The sequence below is a fragment of the Pseudomonas sp. C2.3V genome, from assembly GCF_058536325.1.
The window spans coordinates 2,555,274-2,575,147 of record NZ_JBZUBN010000001.1; the positions used below are offsets into that span (position 1 = coordinate 2,555,274).

The 19,874-nt window shown below is 51.4% G+C and carries 17 protein-coding genes; 13 read left to right on the forward strand and 4 right to left on the reverse strand.

The genetic code is table 11. From position 1 onward, the window contains the following. Positions 1-3: 3 nt before the first annotated feature. The gene (locus AC4LF3_RS12100; protein WP_150347103.1) at positions 4-966 is read right to left on the reverse strand and encodes a response regulator; all 963 of its coding nucleotides are present in this window, start codon (positions 964-966) and stop codon (positions 4-6) included. A gap of 173 nt (positions 967-1,139) precedes the next feature. Here AC4LF3_RS12100 and metH point away from each other — a divergent pair, with 173 nt between their 5' ends. Both metH and AC4LF3_RS12110 read left to right on the forward strand, forming a co-directional pair. Next, positions 1,140-4,850, forward strand: coding sequence for a methionine synthase (gene metH / locus AC4LF3_RS12105; RefSeq protein WP_491835379.1), 3,711 nt, complete (start codon positions 1,140-1,142; stop codon positions 4,848-4,850). 70 nt (positions 4,851-4,920) lie between these two features. Continuing rightward, on the forward strand, positions 4,921-5,244 hold the full coding sequence (locus tag AC4LF3_RS12110; RefSeq protein ID WP_404629136.1) for a DUF5629 family protein: 324 nt from the start codon (positions 4,921-4,923) through the stop codon (positions 5,242-5,244). A gap of 9 nt (positions 5,245-5,253) precedes the next feature. On the opposite strand, the gene AC4LF3_RS12115 is transcribed toward AC4LF3_RS12110, so the two are convergent. Next, a complete protein-coding gene (locus AC4LF3_RS12115; RefSeq protein WP_491835380.1) occupies positions 5,254-6,219 on the reverse strand; it encodes an integron integrase in 966 nt (321 codons plus the stop codon). 157 nt (positions 6,220-6,376) lie between these two features. On the opposite strand from AC4LF3_RS12115, the gene AC4LF3_RS12120 reads away from it, so the two are divergent. Next, a complete protein-coding gene (locus tag AC4LF3_RS12120) occupies positions 6,377-7,117 on the forward strand; it encodes an HNH endonuclease (protein ID WP_150346350.1) in 741 nt (246 codons plus the stop codon). A 1,044-nt stretch (positions 7,118-8,161) separates the two neighbouring features. Here AC4LF3_RS12120 and AC4LF3_RS12125 read toward each other — a convergent pair. Continuing rightward, positions 8,162-9,205, reverse strand: coding sequence for an IS110 family RNA-guided transposase (locus AC4LF3_RS12125; protein WP_491835381.1), 1,044 nt, complete (start codon positions 9,203-9,205; stop codon positions 8,162-8,164). On the opposite strand from AC4LF3_RS12125, the gene AC4LF3_RS12130 reads away from it, so the two are divergent. The 5 genes from AC4LF3_RS12130 (at position 9,177) to AC4LF3_RS12150 (ending at position 14,199) form a co-directional block, all read left to right on the forward strand. Next, on the forward strand, positions 9,177-10,409 hold the full coding sequence (locus AC4LF3_RS12130; protein WP_491835382.1) for a hypothetical protein: 1,233 nt from the start codon (positions 9,177-9,179) through the stop codon (positions 10,407-10,409). The two genes, AC4LF3_RS12125 and AC4LF3_RS12130, sit on opposite strands and share 29 nt — an antisense overlap. Before the next feature lie 138 nt (positions 10,410-10,547). Next, positions 10,548-11,519, forward strand: coding sequence for a DUF4238 domain-containing protein (locus tag AC4LF3_RS12135; RefSeq protein ID WP_491835383.1), 972 nt, complete (start codon positions 10,548-10,550; stop codon positions 11,517-11,519). A 483-nt stretch (positions 11,520-12,002) separates the two neighbouring features. Next, positions 12,003-12,296, forward strand: a complete 294-nt coding sequence (locus AC4LF3_RS12140) for a hypothetical protein (protein ID WP_491835384.1) — start codon at positions 12,003-12,005, stop codon at positions 12,294-12,296. An 841-nt stretch (positions 12,297-13,137) separates the two neighbouring features. Further along, positions 13,138-13,674: a hypothetical protein gene (locus AC4LF3_RS12145; protein WP_491835385.1), complete on the forward strand. Its 537-nt coding sequence runs from the start codon at positions 13,138-13,140 to the stop codon at positions 13,672-13,674. A 72-nt stretch (positions 13,675-13,746) separates the two neighbouring features. Continuing rightward, positions 13,747-14,199: a hypothetical protein gene (locus AC4LF3_RS12150; protein WP_286787670.1), complete on the forward strand. Its 453-nt coding sequence runs from the start codon at positions 13,747-13,749 to the stop codon at positions 14,197-14,199. A 667-nt stretch (positions 14,200-14,866) separates the two neighbouring features. Here the strand turns inward: AC4LF3_RS12150 and AC4LF3_RS12155 are convergent. Then, on the reverse strand, positions 14,867-15,610 hold the full coding sequence (locus AC4LF3_RS12155; RefSeq protein WP_286787706.1) for a class I SAM-dependent DNA methyltransferase: 744 nt from the start codon (positions 15,608-15,610) through the stop codon (positions 14,867-14,869). Positions 15,611-15,938: 328 nt separating this feature from the next. On the opposite strand from AC4LF3_RS12155, the gene AC4LF3_RS12160 reads away from it, so the two are divergent. The 5 genes from AC4LF3_RS12160 to AC4LF3_RS12180 all read left to right on the forward strand — a co-directional run bounded on the left by AC4LF3_RS12160 (position 15,939) and on the right by AC4LF3_RS12180 (position 19,839). Continuing rightward, positions 15,939-16,364 carry a hypothetical protein gene (locus AC4LF3_RS12160; RefSeq protein ID WP_312510290.1) on the forward strand — a complete coding sequence of 142 codons (426 nt, stop codon included), beginning with the start codon at positions 15,939-15,941 and terminating at the stop codon, positions 16,362-16,364. A gap of 57 nt (positions 16,365-16,421) precedes the next feature. Beyond that, the gene (locus tag AC4LF3_RS12165) at positions 16,422-16,892 is read left to right on the forward strand and encodes an NUDIX hydrolase (RefSeq protein ID WP_491835386.1); all 471 of its coding nucleotides are present in this window, start codon (positions 16,422-16,424) and stop codon (positions 16,890-16,892) included. A 213-nt stretch (positions 16,893-17,105) separates the two neighbouring features. Further along, positions 17,106-18,524, forward strand: a complete 1,419-nt coding sequence (locus AC4LF3_RS12170) for a glycoside hydrolase family 28 protein (protein ID WP_491836283.1) — start codon at positions 17,106-17,108, stop codon at positions 18,522-18,524. A 90-nt stretch (positions 18,525-18,614) separates the two neighbouring features. Next, positions 18,615-19,331, forward strand: coding sequence for an rRNA pseudouridine synthase (locus tag AC4LF3_RS12175; RefSeq protein ID WP_491835387.1), 717 nt, complete (start codon positions 18,615-18,617; stop codon positions 19,329-19,331). Between the two features lie 46 nt (positions 19,332-19,377). Then, positions 19,378-19,839 (forward strand): YehS family protein, encoded by a 462-nt coding sequence (locus AC4LF3_RS12180; protein WP_150347094.1) that lies wholly within the window; start codon positions 19,378-19,380, stop codon positions 19,837-19,839. The last annotated feature ends 35 nt before the right edge of the window (positions 19,840-19,874 follow it).

Sequence of the window (19,874 nt, forward strand, 5' to 3'; positions counted from 1 at the left end):
GTATCAATCCATCATGTAATTGATTTTGTTAGTAAGCCGCTTGACCGAGTCTTCGGTAAACAGCAGCAGCAAATCAAAATGTATGTCATGCCCTTCGAGGCTATAGCTCACCTCGACAGCCAGGGTCTTCTTCCAGCGCTGGCGATTGACCTGAATCAGATTCTCAAGCGCCGTATGTTGCCCCAGAATCATCGGGTGCCCCTGCGAGAAGCGCACATCGATCTGCTCCGACAAACCGCTCAAGCACGCCCCAATCAGGATGCTGGCCAAGTCGAGCAGCATCTCCATCTGATCATTGTTTTGTGTGCTGCCACTGCGGAGCAGCGTTACCATGTCCTTGACTTCCGAATCATGGAAAATCAACAAGGCCTCGCCCGCAATGCCGTTACCGATAAATCCCTGGCAGACCGCTGTGACACGGCTGCCGCGCTGCACATCGGCCAGCGCCATATGCAGCTCGCCTACCTCAAGGATGTTGACGTTGGGAATCGGAAGCTGCACGAACACATTGAGCACCTTGGCCAGCAACGCTGCCGCGCGACCAATGGACACGTTGACCACTTCACGGAAGGCATCACGAAAGCTGACATCAGGATCAGGACGATCCTCCATGACGGCTTCTTTGTTGGGTGCAGATCCAAGCAAGCCATGCTGCAGCAGCAGTGCCTTGAGCTGCTCAGCATCGGCTGGCTTTTTCAGAAACGCCAGTGCACCCAACTCCAGCACGCGTCGTATGGCCTCTTCCTGAACGTCGCCAGAAACCACGATCACGTTGCACTTGATGTTTTCAGCCCGCATCGCTTCCAGCGTCTGATAACCGTCCATGACGGGCATGGTCAGGTCTAATAACATGACCTGGACCTTGCCCTGACGCAGCACGTTAAGCGCCTCACTCCCGTTGGTCGCCTGTGTTATGTCCACAGACCACTCGGGAGGTAAGGCACGAATCAGCTGCTTTCGTGCCATGGCAGAATCATCACAAACCAGTAGCGGGGTCGCAGTCACAATCGATACTCGTTAAAAATGGAAGCGTTGTTACTTGAAGATAGCTCATATATCAGATGACCAAAGCAGTCTTCGTGCCATCTGACAGCTTTGCTATCATCCCTTTTTTGTCGCTGTAATCTGGATACCTGCCCATGATCGATCGCGCCGCACGCTTCTCCGCCCTGCAAACCGCACTCAAGGAGCGCATCCTTATTCTGGACGGCGGTATGGGTACAATGATCCAGAGCTACAGACTGGAAGAGGCCGATTACCGGGGCGAACGCTTCGCTGACTGGCCTAGCGATGTCAAAGGCAACAACGACCTCCTGCTTCTGACTCGCCCTGATGTTATTCAGGCGATCGAAAAAGCCTATCTGGATGCAGGCGCCGATATCCTCGAGACCAATACATTCAACGCTACGCGCGTTTCCCAAGCCGACTACGGTATGGAAGCGCTGGTGTATGAGCTGAACGTGGAAGGTGCACGGCTGGCGCGTCAAGTTGCTGACACAAAGACAGCCGAAACGCCAGATAAACCACGGTTTGTTGCCGGCGTCCTTGGTCCAACCAGCCGCACCTGCTCCATCTCGCCAGACGTGAACAATCCCGGCTACCGGAATGTGACATTCGATGAGCTGGTGGAAAATTACACTGAGGCCACGCGCGGTCTGATCGAAGGTGGCGCGGACCTGATTCTGATCGAAACGATCTTCGACACCTTGAACGCCAAGGCAGCGATCTTTGCAGTACAGGGCGTATTCGAGGAAGTCGGCTTTGAATTGCCGATCATGATCTCCGGTACGATCACCGATGCCTCCGGCCGCACCTTGTCCGGCCAGACCACTGAGGCCTTCTGGAACTCGGTCCGCCATGCCAAGCCCATCTCGGTCGGCCTCAACTGCGCGCTGGGTGCAAAAGAGCTGCGCCCCTATATAGAAGAATTGTCCGCCAAGGCCGAAACCCACGTTTCAGCCCACCCGAACGCTGGCTTGCCTAACGCCTTTGGCGAGTACGACGAAACGCCTGCACAAATGGCTGAGGTGGTTGAAGAGTTCGCGGCCAGTGGCTTTTTGAATATCGTAGGCGGTTGCTGCGGCACCACGCCCGGCCATATCCAGGCGATTGCCGAGGCGGTAGCCAAATACCCACCGCGCGCCCTACCAGAGATTCCGCGTGCTTGCCGCCTGTCCGGCCTTGAGCCGTTCACCATCGATCGCACTTCCCTCTTCGTAAACGTAGGCGAGCGAACCAACATTACCGGTTCCGCCAAGTTTGCCCGTCTGATTCGCGAAGAGAACTATGCCGAGGCACTGGACGTAGCCCGCCAACAGGTAGAGGCCGGCGCCCAGGTCATCGATATCAACATGGACGAAGGCATGTTGGACTCGAAGGCGGCCATGGTCACTTTCCTGAACCTGATTGCCTCTGAACCGGACATCTCCCGTGTGCCGATCATGATTGACTCCTCCAAGTGGGATGTCATCGAGGCCGGCCTTAAGTGCATCCAGGGCAAGGGCATCGTCAACTCCATTTCCATGAAGGAGGGTGTCGACGCGTTCATCCACCACGCCAAGCTTTGCAAGCGCTACGGTGCGGCTGTGGTCGTCATGGCCTTCGATGAAACGGGCCAGGCCGATACCGAAGCGCGCAAGAATGAAATCTGTGCCCGTTCCTATGACATTCTGGTCAACCAGGTAGGCTTCCCGCCGGAAGACATCATTTTCGACCCGAACATCTTTGCGGTCGCAACCGGCATCGAAGAGCACAACAACTACGCGGTGGATTTCATCAACGCGTGTGCCTTCATCCGAGACAACCTGCCCTACGCCCTCTCCTCCGGCGGCGTCTCTAACGTGTCCTTCTCGTTCCGCGGCAACAACCCGGTGCGTGAGGCCATCCACTCTGTCTTTCTGTATTACGCCATCAAGAACGGCCTGACGATGGGTATCGTCAACGCCGGTCAGCTGGAAATCTATGATGAGATTCCCAAGGAACTGCGTGATCGGGTCGAAGACGTTGTGCTTAACCGCACCCCCAATGGCACCGAAGCGCTACTGGCCATTGCCGACAAGTACAAGGGTGACGGCTCCGTCAAGGAAGTCGAAACAGAAGAATGGCGCAGCTACCCAGTAGACAAGCGTCTTGAGCATGCACTGGTCAAAGGCATCACGACCTTTATCGTTGAAGATACTGAAGAAGCCCGCCAGCAATGTACCCGCCCTATCGAGGTTATCGAAGGCCCGTTGATGTCCGGCATGAACGTCGTTGGTGACCTGTTCGGCTCCGGCAAAATGTTCCTGCCTCAGGTAGTCAAGTCCGCTCGCGTGATGAAGCAGGCTGTGGCTCATTTGATTCCCTTCATCGAAGCGGAAAAAGGTGACAAGCCCGAGGCCAAGGGCAAGATCCTCATGGCGACAGTAAAAGGCGACGTTCATGACATTGGCAAGAACATCGTAGGCGTGGTGCTGGGCTGTAACGGCTACGACATTGTTGACTTGGGCGTGATGGTGCCCGCAGAAAAAATCCTGCAAACCGCTATCGAACAGAAATGCGACATCATTGGCCTCTCCGGACTGATTACCCCATCGCTGGACGAAATGGTCCATGTCGCCAAGGAAATGCAGCGTCAGGGCTTCACACTGCCACTCATGATTGGCGGTGCCACGACCTCCAAGGCGCACACGGCCGTCAAGATCGAGCCGCAGTACAGCAACGACGCGGTGGTCTATGTAACCGACGCCTCCCGCGCCGTAGGTGTCGCCACCCAACTGCTCTCCAAGGAGCTCAAGGCGGGCTTCGTCGAGAAAACCCGTACCGAATATGCTGAAGTCCGCGAGCGCACCGCCAACCGCAGCGCACGTATTGAGCGCCTGAGTTATGAGAAGGCCGTCGCCAATAAGCCTCAATTTAACTGGCTGGGCTATCAGGCACCCAAACCCAGCTTTACCGGCGTCAAAGTGTTGGATGATATCGACTTGTCCGTACTGGCCGAGTACATCGACTGGACGCCCTTCTTTATATCCTGGGACTTGGCAGGTAAATACCCCCGCATCCTGACTGACGAAGTAGTGGGCGAAGCCGCCACCGCCCTGTTCAACGACGCCCAGGCGATGCTGAAAAAGCTGATCGATGAAAAGCTCATCAAGGCGCGTGCCGTGTTCGGCTTCTGGCCGGCCAATCAGATACGCAATGATGACCTGGAGGTCTACAGCGACTCCGGTGAGACTCTGGCAACGCTGCATCACCTGCGCCAGCAGACTATCAAGCCAGACGGCAAGCCCAACTTCTCCCTGGCCGACTTCGTAGCGCCCAAGGAAAGCGGCGTAACCGACTACATGGGCGGTTTTATTACTACTGCCGGTATCGGTGCTGAGGAGCTGGCAAAGAGCTACGAAGCCAAGGGTGACGATTACAACGCCATCATGGTCAAGGCCCTGGCCGACCGTTTGGCCGAAGCCTGTGCCGAGTGGCTCCATGAACGTGTACGTAAGGAGCATTGGGGGTACGCACGTGATGAGCAACTTTCCAATGAGGAACTCATCAAGGAGCGATACAAAGGCATCCGCCCTGCTCCTGGCTACCCGGCTTGCCCGGACCACACCGAAAAAGCCACGCTCTTCGCCCTGCTCGACCCAGAAGCACAGTTCAACCAGGCGGGCCGCAGCGGTGTATTCCTGACCGAACACTACGCCATGTTCCCCGCCGCAGCTGTGAGCGGCTGGTACTTCGCCCATCCGGAAGCGCAATACTTTGCCGTTGGCAAGATCGACAAGGATCAGGTGGAAAGCTACACGCAGCGTAAAGGCCAGGATCTTGCCGTTACTGAACGTTGGCTAGCCCCCAACTTGGGCTACGATAATTAACTAACCTGTAGGGTGGGTTACGCCGCTGGCTGGCCCACCTCTTCCCTCTTCAGATTCTACGTACCTGCCCATGACCACCGAAACGCCCTACCTGCTCGACCAACTCGAACTCGCCGACATGCTCGAAATCGACGGGCTTCATGCTGCCAGCTTTGCCTTGAACGATGATCTTCTCGACCAAGCCGATGCCGCTGCAGAGGCGGACGAGTCCTTTGAAAGCGAAGAGATCGTCCTGACCATCGAGGCGCTGGACGGGCGCGAGCGCAAGCGCTGGCAGTTCAGCTACAACAGCGTAATGGAGGCCGAGCACAACACGACGACAAACAACTGGCTGATCGAGGGCCATCGTCTCGTCTGTTTTGAAGCCATTGGTGCCGACTCGGAAGACGAGTAAAAAAGCCGCTTAACCCCGATCCAATGGACTCAAGACGGCCAGCCCACCGCGATTAAGCACGTGGGTGTAGATCATGGTGGTTTTCACATCAGCGTGGCCCAGCAGCTCCTGCACCGTCCGAATATCCTGGCCACTCTCCAGCAGATGCGTGGCAAAGCTGTGGCGCAACGTATGGGGCGTAGCCAGCTTAACAATGCCTGCCACCTGAACAGCGCGTTTGAAGCCACGCTGAAGCCTCTGCTCATTGAAGTGATGACGCCTGACGGCACCACTGCGGGGATCAACCGATAAGCCAGAAGCTGGAAACACGTATTGCCAGCCCCACTCCCAAGGTGCTCTAGGGTATTTGCGCGCCAGGGCATCGGGCAGATACACATCACCGCGCCCTTGTGCCACTTCATGCTGATGAAGATGTTTCACATGAGTAAGTTGCGCCTTGAGCGGCTCAATCAAGCGCATGGGTAACACCGTAACCCTGTCCTTCTGGCCTTTTCCGTCACGAATAAGGATTTCTCGCCGACCAAAGTCGATATCTTTAACGCGTAGCCTGACAGCCTCCATCAACCGCATCCCTGTGCCGTACAGCAAGCTTGAAATAAGCCACGTCTCGTCCTTCAGATTCGCCAGAATCTTCTGCACTTCCTCTATAGATAACACTACAGGTAAACGACTCGGTTTTTTAGCGCGCACAACTTCACCCAGCCAGGGCAAGTCCTGCCGTAATACTTCTTTATAAAGAAACAGAAGCGCAGCCAGCGCCTGATTCTGGGTCGACGCAGCCACATCTTTATTGACAGCCAGATGAGATAAAAACAACTCGACCTCCGCTGCTCCCATTTCGACCGGATGTCGATAATCATGAAAACGAATGAATCGTTTGACCCACTCGCAATAGACGCGCTCCGTTCGGATCGAGTAATGTTTGAGCCTGATTTGCTCTCGCACTTGATCCAGCAGTCGTGGCTTCCCTTCCATGATGTATAACTCCTTTATACCGTCAGTGCTCCTCGGAAACGTCCACCCTAGACAGGAAGAATGAAGATGACAAGGAAGGTTATCCGTCAAACGCGTCCAGCGTGTTATCCGTCACATGACGTCTAATAATAGTTATGTCCCATCTTGAGGTCGAAACATGGTCGTCGTAACAGCACAAGATGAGATTATAGAAAATCTCCGACTATTCGAGGATTATTTGTGCGAAGGCACAGACGATGAACAGCTTTACTGCTCGGATTTAATAAGAAAGGGAAAGTGTCTTATTGCATACAAAGTTGGTCAAGAACTGCGCTTCGCCCCTAGCCGTTATATTGGCTATACCAACAACTCAATACAATCTCACAGCGAAGACGCAGGCGACGGAAGAGACACCACCCCTGCAATTTCCAAGCTTCTTGGAAAACTAGTCGAAAACAGCGATCTAGATCAAAAATATATTGAATACTGCGAAAGCCTAGGCTCCACGCCTTACAACAAGAAAAGAAAATTCTGGACCCTGGATCTTGAAGAATCAGACTTTAAAAGCCATGAAACTTCGTCAGAAGGCTTTCCTGAAGGGAAAATTGTTGAGCGAAGACATCTCGCACGAGAGCGAAACTCAGCGTTAATCTCGCAAGCAAAAGAGCATTTTAAAAGAAAAAATAAGCGTCTTTTTTGTGAAGCTTGCAATTTCGACTTCGAAAAGGCCTATGGCCAAAGAGGTTTCAACTTCATTGAGGCTCACCATACAATTCCAGTTAGCGAAATGCTTCCAGCCCAGAAAACCAAAATATCAGACATAGCGATGGTGTGCTCAAACTGCCATAGGATACTGCACCGCTCAAGGCCATGGCTCACCATCGCCCAGCTGAAAAATCTCATTAGCAATGAAACATAACAAGTCGCTCAACACCGTTCGCTCCGCTCACTGGACTTGCAAAAGCTACGCTTTTACTCGCCTGTTAGCTTAATCGTTAGGCTATCAAATGCCATTAAAACCGCTGAATATACCGCTACATAAAAGAAACCATACCGGCTTATGGCATATGCTCGCGTGCGTACCGCTAGCCATAATCACCGTAAGGCCGAATGCCATCGAAAACTGGCTCACCTCAACATTTTTAGTGTTCCCAATGCTTTGGTTTGTATTCGTTGGTCCTAAATCCCTAGACGGCTGGATAAGGCATAGCCGATATAGCTTCCTTTCTTGGATCATCTTGGCATTGAAGTTGGTATTGTTTTTCTGGGTAATTAAAATTGTCGAGCCGTACACCGCCTCGCTCCTGAGCGAGTGGCTAAAAGCCTAACTACTGGTTCAAATCGTTCGCTTCGCTCCCTGGGACGGGCTAAAGCCCGCCCCTTAACCAAACGTTATGCAGTAAGGAGAAGTTATGCCGCACCCGCAAGGAAGTAATGGGAACCCAGTATATGTCGCATTGAACTTTGATCAGGTCTACGAGTTTGTTGGGCAAAGCGGTGTCAATTTCCGATCTACCACCGACGAAAATATGGTCGCACGCAGAGGGCATGCAGGCGATGGCGTTACGCCTGTAATCGTTCTCGAGGGCGAACGGAATGTACATGGCAGAGTCTGCTCTTCCTGCTGGGGGCACCAAACGAGCTGTACCGGAGAGCGTATAAGCCAAGCGATCGTTGGTCTTGATAATGCGGCGAATGCATAACAATGCGTATATGGACTCTCCCCACAAGCAGTGAGGATAGCTTTTTCGATCCTGTCGTCAGCGCGGTTGCATTCGTATATCCGGCCTTTACTGGGCACTGCCCTGGCCATTCTGTAGTTCGCGCAGCAGGGGCCAAGCGTTCAAGCGATCACAAAGATCATCATTGTTATCGACCTTGCTCTGCTGCAGGACTCGCCTGTTCCGACAGTCTCGCTTCTCACCACAACCACTAGAAACTCACGTCATTGTTAGCCTCGCCGTCAGGCAGGCTTTGTGCTTTGCCAGTTACCGCTGAACCGTCGCTCATGGCACCACACCGCCCAGCAGATCCTTACCAGCTTGTTGGCTAATGCCACGGCGGCCTTGTTATGGCCGATGCGTTCAGCAGTGTCCAAGACCCAACGCTGCAGTTGAGTCAGCCGCTCAGGTGTTCGCGCCTTGCAGCGTTTAGCTGCCAATAGCGCGGCTCGCGCACCATGGATCAGCAAAGTACGAACGTAGACGTTGCCTTTGCAACTGATCCGTCCAAGCCTGCGACGTTCCCCACTGCTGTATTCGTTCGGCGTCATGCCCAGCCAGGCGCTGAGGTGTCGGCCGCTGGCGAAACGTTCAGGCTTGCCAACGGCGGTCTTCAACGCACTGGCTGTCAGCAGGCCAATGCCACTGACCTCGTCGAGCTTATGGACTATTTCGTCATCGGCATGCCAGCGTGCCAGTTGCTCCTCGCACTCGCGCATCGACTGTTCATAGAGATTGATTTCAGCCAGCACTACTTGCAGCGCTCCGCGCAAGGCACGTACTTCGGCCCGCTCGATCAGCTCGCACGCCTGGCGCAGAAAAGGCTTGATGCCGTTCGGTGCGTCAACCCCTGCCTCACGCAGGATGCCGCGCAACAGATTGATGCGTTGAACACGGGATTTCTTCCAGCCCTCGCGCAGCTTGTGGAGTTGCTGCACCTGCTGTTGCTGCATACTCTTGACCGGAACCGGGCGGATTTCCTGGCAGCGCGCTGCTTCCAGAATGGCGTCACAGTCGTTGCGGTCTGTCTTGTTACGTCGCCGATACGGGCGCACGTAACGAGGGTGTAAGAGCACGACACTATGCCCTTTCTCCTGCATCAACCGGCCCCAATGGTGAGCGGTGCCACAAGCTTCCATCACCCACTCGACAGGCTCGAGCTGCTCCTGTAAATATTGCGCAAATGCCCCGGAGTCGAGCCGCTTGCGCCGATCCACCCGACCGACCTGAACACTCTCGGCAACCTGGTAAACGGACTTGGCCAAATCAACCGCTATGCGTTTCATTGCACCTCTCCCAGCGAACAGTCACCACTGTGTTATAGAAGAAATGTGGTGCAGGGAGAGTCCATTACAGCCTTCAAGTCGTTCGCTTCGCTCAGGACCGGCTAAAGCCGGCCCCTTAACCCAACACTGGGCAAAAATAAACATGGCATCACAAAATACGAATCAAAGAACCACTAGAAAACTATTAAAACTAAAAGATTTAGTAATCAATTACAGCTTACAGAAGCACAAAGATCTACTCCTGCCGCCTGATCATGACAAGTATTTGTGGCACAATAGTTTTAAACACCTAAGCCCTACCTCTTGGAGCAATCCACAACAAATACCATATGTAGCAGCCACAGGATTAGTTGATGCATACTCCCAACTTCCAGGCAGGCCAGATCTTGCATTCAACTCTCTATGGTCGGCATCAAACAGCTCATACAATGACCTATATCTTTCTAATCACTCGAATCCTGGCTCATCTATATCCGACTCTAAGAGCATCGATTACTCAGCGCAAAGAATAGCGCAACACCTACACCAGCGTATTTTTTTTAACAACGGCCAAAACTCTTTAAGTATTTTTGACATAATAAAAGAATACATAAAACAAGCCCCAGACAAAAATTTCAACTTTGTCGCGTCTTATGTCTTAAAAGGTATTGCCGTAGAGTCGCACAATTTAGATCCAAACAATTCGCCAAATAAAATTAGAGAAATATTAATTCCTTCGTCCTACAAAACCCTTAAGAAAAAGTTTCCCGAATTATTTAATAGAATCGCAACATCTACAGGTGCAAAATATTCAACTATCTGTACAGTCTCAGAAACATCCTGCAAAACTGATATTCACTTTGGCATACCAGAAGCCAAAGGCAATGAAGCCCGTCAATTAGTGCACGCAACAGGCAGAATCATCCGCCAAGAAATTTTACAATTCAATAAACCACCTGCATCTGCAGTCACCCTTTTTGACAACGAGAAACACTGGCTATCATTTTTAATATTCTCTTTTTTATATGCTACGAGAAATACCGCTGCGCATGGCAATGCAGCAACTCGCTTAAATAGTATTTTCTCCAACGACGAATCTGTCACATCGTCATCTTGGACATTCTTATTTGGCTACTGTTATTTCTCATTAATACTTTTGTGTCAGGCGAAAATTGCAGCATCCGACCTAACGCCTATTTATTATAATTCTCAGATAGCTTTATGAGCTTCTCCTTCGGCTCTCGTTCTGGGAAGCCTAATAACTGGTTCAAAACGCTCGCTACGCTCACTGGGACGGGCTAAAGCCCGCCCTTTAACCAAACGTTAGGCATCAGAAAATTTCCATCGATAGGCCGCCGATTAAATGACAATTGCAAAAGTGCAGCACTATGTGCCGCAGTTTCTATTGCGAAACTTCGGCAACGGTAAGAAGGACCAGGTCTGGGTCTATGACAAGTCCTCGAATCGGAGCTTTCCTTCCAACACAAAGAATGTAGCCAGAGAAAGTCGGTTCTACGACTTCGTTTCCGAAGGAGAACTACGATCCATCGAGCCGTGGCTCTCTGAGCTAGAAGGCAACGCGAAAACGGTGATCAGCATTATCCTCGACGCTGACTCACTATCGACTCTTGTGCATGAGCACAAGCAAATCTTGGCATCGTTCTTTGCAGTTCAACTCACCAGAACCAAGACTTTTCGCGAGGAGTGGAATGCGTTTCCGAGAATGCTGAGAGAACACCTCGAGAAGAATGGTGATCGAGTCGCTCCTGGGTCACAAGCCGCAGAGCTTCTTCGCGAGATCGCGGAAAATGACTCGAAGGAACAGACAGCAAGGATCGTCTCCGATGCACCCTCAACTTACGCGGCTCACTTTCTCCACAAAGAGTGGGTACTCGCCGCGACGTCAAGAAGACATCCGTTTATTCTCGGCGACAACCCGCTAACGCGTCAGAACATGGTTGATCGGCCTTTCCGAGGTAATCTGGGCCTGACGACGCCGGGTATAGAAATTTACCTTCCACTGTCACCCACTCGCGCGCTCGCGATGTGGTGCCCGACGCTCACCGATCTTGTTCACCGTGGCGCGCTGACATTAACTAACGGACATCGAGCGGGCGCCGTGCCTGATCCTGAGGGAATAGTTGCCATGAGTGACTCCCTTCGGAGCGGCAAGCCAGTGCAGTACTCGCCTGCCAATGTTGAGAACTTTAACTCCCTGCAAGTTGCATGGAGCGAACGCTACATCTTTTCGGCATTGAACGATTTCCATCTTGCGAAAGAAATGCTCGATGAGCATCCGAATCTCAAGCACGGTCCACGCTCAACGGTTGCATGAGGTGCTGATGCCTAACCATTCATTCAAACGGACGTGCCTAAGGCACACCGCTTAATTAAAACGTTAGGCTATCGAATGCCATTAAAACCGCTGAATATACCGCTACATAAAAGAAGCCATACCGGCTTATGGCATATGCTCGCGTGCATACCGCTAGCCATAATCACCGTAAGGCCGAGTGCCATCGAAAACTGGCTCACCTCGACATTTTTAGTGTTCCCAGTGCTTTGGTTTGTATTCGTTGGTCCTAAATTCCTAGACGGCTGGATAAGGCATAGCCGATATAGCTTCCTTTCTTGGATCATCTTGGCATTGAAATTGGTATTGTTTTTCTGGGTAATTAAAATTGTCGAGCCGTACACCGCCTCGCTCCTGAGCGAGTGGCTAAAAGCCTAACTACTGGTTCAAATCGTTCGCTCCGCTCACTGGGACGGGCTAAAGCCCGCCCTTTAACCAAACGTTAGGCCATGATAGGGAAATTTTGTGAACCTGATTTCATACTGGAAAAACTCAAAAGAAATACATACCGACGGTGGCTTGGTTCTCATAGTTGGTTGGTATGACCATAAAAACAAGCAAAATGGTGGAAATAAAGCATTAGGAGTTCATTGGAGCGATTACCCGCAATCCAGGGGGATACTAAGCCCATGCGTAATACCAGAAGCCACTCGTAGCGCCATTCTCTCTGGGCTTCTGCACCAAGCCGTATCCAACGGAAACTCAAAGCAGGTTCAATCAATTACGGAAGCCATTGAGTTCTTTAACGAGCCTGCCTAACAATGTTCAAGGCCGTTCGCTTCGCTCACTGGGACGGGCTAAAGCCCGCCCCTTAACCAAACGATGTAGTCAAAAGCATTACGTCGGAGTCTCCATGGAAGGACCAATGACCGCCTCAGCTACTACTCTTTTCCTACCTTCACTATCCTCTCTACAACGCCACTTTGGGCCGTACGAATCAGCTCAGTCAGTGAATTGCCCCGGCCATCAGCTACGTACTTGTCGGCATTAAAGAGCTTCGTCATCGTAGAGCTAACACGCGCGGCGTTTGGGTTAGTACCGCAGCCTAACCCATCATCCAATGGTATGACCCGCCCCGCTAATCAAAGCGTTAACAGTCAGTATGGATACCTCGACATGGAAAACCAGGGAAAGATGTATGGCTGCCGTTTGGCTCCTATACGCATTTACATTAGTAACAACAATTTATCTAAAGCAGCAAGTCCCTCCCTGCAAAGCTTCAACCCTCTTACACGTCCAATTAGTTAATTTCAAACCTTAAACCTCTTATTGCAACTACTTAAATAATTCATGAAGAATTTTATACAAGCTCACCAGCCCCTTATCAACTTAATTCTTTAACGCAGCGTTATTAATCATAGCAGCATATGACTTAGCGGTTTTCTAAGATACAAATCAGATCACTTATTGCTTTCACAGGAAAATACTAAAGTATGCCTTTCGAACTAGAAATAAAACAAAAAATGAAAGAGTCATCGCGCCTTTTGCGCATAGCTTTTTAGGCTAAAAATAGACAACCGAACAACCAACCACCCCACGCTGGATTTTATTTATGCGACATTTGTTAGCACTAATATTGGCAACCCTAACTGGGTGCTCAATGATTCCTTATGAAACACCAGAAGCTCGCACAAAAATAGAGCACGACTTAGAAATCTCGCCACAAGAAATTATCGGCATTACTGAAACGAATTGGTGTGCATACAATTATGGCGACCCAGCTCAATGCCGGGCGACCCAAGGTCTAGGAGTACTAACAACAAAAGGCTTAATCCTCAGCCTTTATAAAAGCAAAACCTACCATCATGCTTTTACATTAAAAGCTGAAAATATCCGCTGCACGTACACTTTTACCAGCAAAGACACCCCTGAAATATTTTACGCCTTTACTGACAGTCAAACCTTCATGCTGGCTCCAATAACCCCCGGCGGCCAAATGAATTTACCAATGAAAATAAAAATGTATGACTACTTAAACAAAAAAGGTGCAAGCAAGCTAGTCGGGAAGAATATTTCCTTTACTAAAAATACAGGCGAGCGCGAGTATAGTGGTTCAATCATGATGGTGGGTAACACACCTGTACCATATGCCACGTCTGACTCAATCTATAGAGTAGTCAATCCTTGTTCAACATAACAAATACTTCAAGTCACCCACTTAGCTCTTTATAACCGCCCTTTATACCATTTAACCTATATAAGTGGAATTATGAATCACAAAACTATCACTCTAATTAAATGGTTATTCCTTGTAATTGGTATTGGTCTGTTGATCGGTGCGGTAACCGTGCAATCAAACGATGCCCTTCCGCTACTCCTTCTTGGCCTTAGCTTTGCAGCCATAGGCGGCGGCATCATTGGCTATGGCTGGTGGAGTACAAGAAAGGAAGCCTTTCTCCGTCAACATGGCCACCTAATTCAAGCTGATTTTCAGCGAGTCGAGTTAAACCAAGCTTTGGAAGTCAATGGATCTAACCCTTTCCGCATCATCGCCCAATGGCACGACGCTGAGAATAACCAGTTATTCGTCTTTAAGAGCGTTAATCTGTGGTTTGATCCGAGCAACTTTGTTCAGGACCGGAAGATTCCCGTCTACGTAGATCTGAGCAATCCATCTAGATACCACGTTGACACTTCATTTCTTCCGAAGGTTCGAGGCTAGACCTTAATCCTTTCACGAGCGGACAAACAACGGCAAGCTGCTATTTGTCCGCTCATGACAAACATTAATATGCATCATGCTAATCAACGCATATGGTTTAACCATAAGCTTTCCAGTTAACTATTGCCCCTTACAGCAACTCCGTCGAGTCAATTAATAAATTTTTAGAAGAGAAAATAAATCGGAGCAACTAAGAGCGGGAATATTTTAATTTAACTAACGCAACACATAGAGTAAGCAACAGAACCTTTTAAAAACACCAACTCATAAGAAGAGCGCATAGCCCTTTTATGAAATATTGCCAACCACCGCTCGAAGGAAGCGCTCAGGCGTGCTGGCAGAGATTCATTTAAGAGACTAATCACATTGAACTCCCTGTCAGACATTAACAAGGTCAACGACTTTAGGTATTTTCTAGCCCTACCACCATGACATCTTTTAGAAAGATGCATTTACCAACAGGGTACAGTGCAAGAGCGCTTGAAGGCTTGAGACTGCTCGTTTAGAAAAAACCTCAGAGTCTACTAAAGTCGGGGGTTCTCGATCTGTTAATACTAGAAAAAGAAGCGTAGGTATAAGCTGCTGCGCTATTCTCAGAGCAGTCACTGCAACTCTACTGTGCTACAAGACAAAAATGATGTCACAGATGATTGCCCTTTCACTCTCATCAAATCTTTACACAAACAAAAATCGCATTCCCAGAGGCCCTATCCCAAGGGATGATCTTCTCATAATCATGTTCCAGAACATGAACCTCAAAGTACGGCTGCAATAGCGCCTGTAATTCATCAAAACTTACAGCCACCATAGGGTGTTCGTCGTGCCATACCTGTCGTTCATTCTCTGTCGTTTTTTCGATGCGAAGTTTTAGTGACTGTCGCTCGCCCTCTCCCCTGTAATTCCAGCATGAGCTGAAGTTAAATAAGCCGTCAGGGTGATTTGCGGCATGAGATACAAATGAGTTGTTGTCGATAGTGTTCTTGTCGACTGCGTTGAAGCAGAAGATGCCATGATCGGCCAATGCGCCATATACGCTGGCGATACAGGCCTTCAGCCTTTCAACACTTGCGCTGTAATGAATGGAATACAAAAAGCAGGTAATGAGGTCGACCGGCTCTTCTACCGTGAACCTGCACATGTCCTGCAAGGAAAACTGAGCTTCCGGGCAGCGAATGGATGCTCTATCCAGCATAGGCTGATTGATGTCGAGCCCAGCGCTTTGATAGCCAGCATCAATAAAATGCCGAACATGCGGCCCTGTTCCGCAGGCCAGATCGAGATGCCTGCTTCCGCCATTTCCGAATAACTGATGCAACCGATGAACACAGTGGCTTTGCGCCTGATAGTTGATATCGGCGCACATGAGATCGTAGTAACCCGACAGATCGGTATAAAGGGCGTTGCCGGGCATGATGACCTGATTTGAGTACAGCGTTAAGGGGCGCGCATCATATCCGAAGCGGGTCATCGTAAGAATGGGCGCTGTGGAAGTAAATCGGCCTCTACGGGCCTATTGTGCGCGATAGCGAGCTTGACTCGCATCGCTTGGAGCGCTCAGAGCAGCATGCTAGATGCTTTGCTGGCTTAACGTTTAAAGAATCTGTCATCCACGCCCTATACCGTAACCTTGGTAAGCAGCGCGTCTCCAGATCGTGTTCAGGCAAGAAGTGTTGAAGCCCTCTCCTTCACTCAAGCTTTATATCACCTAGGAAACGCTCCGCCTCAACAGGAGAGCCAAGATGACAAGGAGCGCTGATGCCCCTTCGAAAGATCAGCTTATTCGTGACCTTACCAAGGCCCGTACCGGCCTGATCCATACCTATGTAATGCATGTTGTGTGGTTTGTGGTCATGTGTGTGTTCTTCTCACTGCAATGGGAGAAGCACGGCATGCAGGCGTCAGTTCTGCTTACACTCGTCACGCTTCCACCTGTGCTGTTCTACACCGTGCGGGTTCACAGGCTCTGCCGCAGCATTGATCCCAAGGCACGTACGGTTGGGCTGATGACCGCGTTGATCACAACGTTTGTGTTGAGCCCTTTTGAATCAGGGTTGGTTCTTCCAGCCAAGAACCTGATGGCTGCAAACAAGATTCTCAAGGCTCATCAGCAGGTGACGACTCTGGCTCCTGTCGCCAAAACAGCCAAACAGCTGGGGCAAGCCTGAGCGGTCTACCTTTACCAGATACCATGCCCGGCTCTTACCCGACAAAGGCAATGACTCATGATCTCTGTCGATATTGACGGCTACCGCTTCCATGTACGCGCAGCGGCCGTTGTGGAACACGACAACCATATTCTGCTACACCGAGGCGTGAATGACTCATTCTGGGCATTACCTGGAGGCCGGGTTGAGCCAGGTGAAAACGCCCAGGCCACACTTGTTCGCGAAATGATGGAGGAGCTTGACGAGCCTATCGTTTGTGGCGAGCTACTATATTTGGTTGAAAACTTCTTTGATTACCTAAACCAGCCAAATCATGAAATCGGCTTGTACTTTCGCGCTCAGCTTCGCAGCCACTCTGCCCTTCTCGATAAGTCGCGTACCCATAACGGCACTGAGCCTGGAACATCATTAGAGTTTCGATGGTTTCCCAGGGCATCCCTTCGTGATGTAGACCTGCGCCCTGCCTTTTTGCGTGAGTCGCTTTCCTTACCGACGCTTAACTTTCAGCATGTTGTGCAGCGAGGTTAAAACCTGCTTGGCTATACCCTTTCTCCCCTGAGTAACGTGTACGGTTGGTCTTGCACTCATTTGGCTTGCACGTTAAGCCGTGCCACCCCATTTCACTACCTACCTTAGTAGCCTTATAGGCTCGCGCCGCTTCGATTGGGTCTATAGTGGAAGAGCCGCGTATCGCGGCATCACCTGAAGCAAACAACTCGAATAAGGAATTGCTGAGTGAGCATGTTTAGTCGACGTCGTATTCTGGCGTCCATGGCAGGAGGGGCTGCTGGCCTCGCGCTAATCAATCTTCAAGGGTGCTCGTCATTCGGGTCAGGCGGTTCTGGCCAGACCAACGATTGGGCCATGGCCGATGCGATCCGCCGCAAGACCACCGTCCCCCGCTTTCCAAACGTAGACTTCGATATCCGCCGCTATGGCGCGGTAGGCGATGGTCGTACCGATAATTCCAAGGCTTTTGCCGCCGCTATTCAGGCCTGCTCCGCTGCTGGCGGTGGTCGGGTACTGGTAACCGGTGGCGATTACCTGACCGGCCCCATCCACCTCAAGTCCAACATCAACCTGCATATCGAAGAAGGCGCAAAGATTCGCTTCATTACCGATCCCAAGGCTTATCTGCCTGCGGTATTTACCCGCTGGGAAGGTATGGAGCTAATGGGTTACTCCCCACTGATCTACGCGTACCGTCAGAAGAACATTGCTATTACTGGTAAAGGTGAGCTGGACGGCCAGGCCGACCGCACTACGTGGTGGCCTTGGAAAGGTAACAAGGAGTGGGGTGTGGAGGGCTATCCTTCTCAGGATGCCGGCCGCGAAGCGCTGATGAAGGATGTGGAGGCTGGCGTACCGCCTGAGCAGCGAATATATGCCGAGGGGTATTACTTCCGCCCACCCTTCGTGCAGCCTTATCTGTGCGAGAACGTGCTGATTGAAGATGTGCGTATCGTACGTGCGCCCTTCTGGCTCCTGAATCCTGTACTGTGCGAAAACGTGACTGTGCGCGGCGTGCACCTGGAAAGCCTGGGCCCGAACTCGGACGGCTGCGACCCTGAGTCCTGCCGCAACGTAGTCATCGAGAATTGCTTCTTCAATACCGGTGACGACTGCATTGCCATCAAGTCCGGACGTAATGCGGATGGGCGCCGGATCAATCGACCTGCCGAGAATATTGTCATCGCCAACTGCAAGATGGAGGCAGGCCATGGCGGTGTCGTGATTGGCAGCGAGATCTCGGGCGGCGCACGAAACATCTTTGTCGAGCATTGCAGCATGAGCAGCCCTGATCTGGAGCGCGGTATCCGCTTCAAGACCAACTCCATACGCGGCGGCGTAATCGAGCATATTCGCTACCGGGATATCACCATCGGTGAGGTCCAGAACGCGATCGTCATAGACTTCCACTACGAGGAAGGCGATGCCGGGAAGTTCGACCCAACGGTGCGCGATATCGAGATTCGCAACCTCGTCTGCCAGAGTGCCGATCAGGTATTTCAGGTTCGCGGCTTCGAACGGGCACCCATAAAAGACCTACGACTGGTGGATGTTCATTTCCAGAAGGCAGGTGGCATTGGTGTGCTTGAGCACGTGGAGGGCCTGACTGCACAAAACGTCACCATCAACGGGCAACCGTTTACCAGATAGCGGCATAAGATCAGGGCGGGTCGGATAAGTCCCGCCCTTTTCGTGCATCCCAGGTAAACTAGTCTTCTTTTCTGACGTTTGCCTCTCCTCATGACTGACTCCATTCGCCTTTCCAAACGCCTCATTGAACTGCTGGGCTGCTCGCGCCGTGAGGCTGAGCTGTATATCGAAGGGGGTTGGGTAACGGTCGATGGCAACGTTATCGACGAGCCGCAATTTCAGATTCACGCCGAAACGGTGGCATTGCTACCAGGCGCTTCGGCTACCCCGCTGGAGCCTGCAACGTTTCTGGTCCATCAGCCCGCTGGCATCACCTCACTGCCAGACGCTGACAAGCATCTGCTTAGCCGTGAAACGCACTGGGCGGAAGACCCAAGCGAGCGGCCGGTACTCAAGGGGCATTTTGCTCGCTTAAAGCCAGGGCTGGCATTGCAACCCGGCGCGGAAGGGTTGGCGGTTTATAGCCAGGACTGGCGGACGCTGCGCAAACTGACTGAGGATGCAGCCAAGCTTGAACAGGAATATGTCGTTGAAGTCAGCGGTGAGATAGCGCAGAACGGGCTGGAACGCCTCAAACGCGGTCATACCCATAAAGGCCAGACACTTCCTGCCTGCAAGGTCAGCTGGCAGAACGAGACACGCTTGCGTTTCGCCATGAAGAATCCCGCACCTGGAATGATTCAGCGCCTTTGTGAAAGCGTTGGGCTAAAGGTAGTCAGCATGAAGCGTCTGAGAATAGGCGGCGTTTCGATGGGCAAGCTCCCCTTGGGGCAGTGGCGCTACCTTTCACTTCAGGAACGCTTCTAACCGCGCTGCTCTTTACGTCTTTCACGCTTACCCAAGGATCACCCGCATGCTCAATAACGATGTATTACGCAGCGTTCGCTACATGTTGGATATCAATGACCGGAAGGTTGCCGATATCTTTAAACTGGCTGGCAAAACGGTCAACTCAGATGACATTACCGCCTTTCTCAAACGAGATGATGAGGCCGGGTTCGAGCTGTGCCCGGACGAGTTGATGGCCAGCTTTCTGGATGGTCTGGTCTTCCACCTACGCGGCAAGGACGAGAGCCGCCCCGCCCCTCCGCTTGAGCTGCCGGTTACGAACAACCTGGTGATGAAAAAGCTGCGCGTGGCCTTTGAGCTACGGGAAGAAGACATTTTGCAGATTTTGCAGTCCGTAGACTTCACTATTACCAAGCCAGAGCTCAACGCTGTGTTTCGCAAGTTTGGACACAGCAACTACCGCACCTGTGGCGATCAGTTATTACGAAATTTCCTGAAGGGCCTGACGTTACGCGTGCGAGGCTGATCCACCCGCGACCGCATTCCGTCTTATGAATCAGT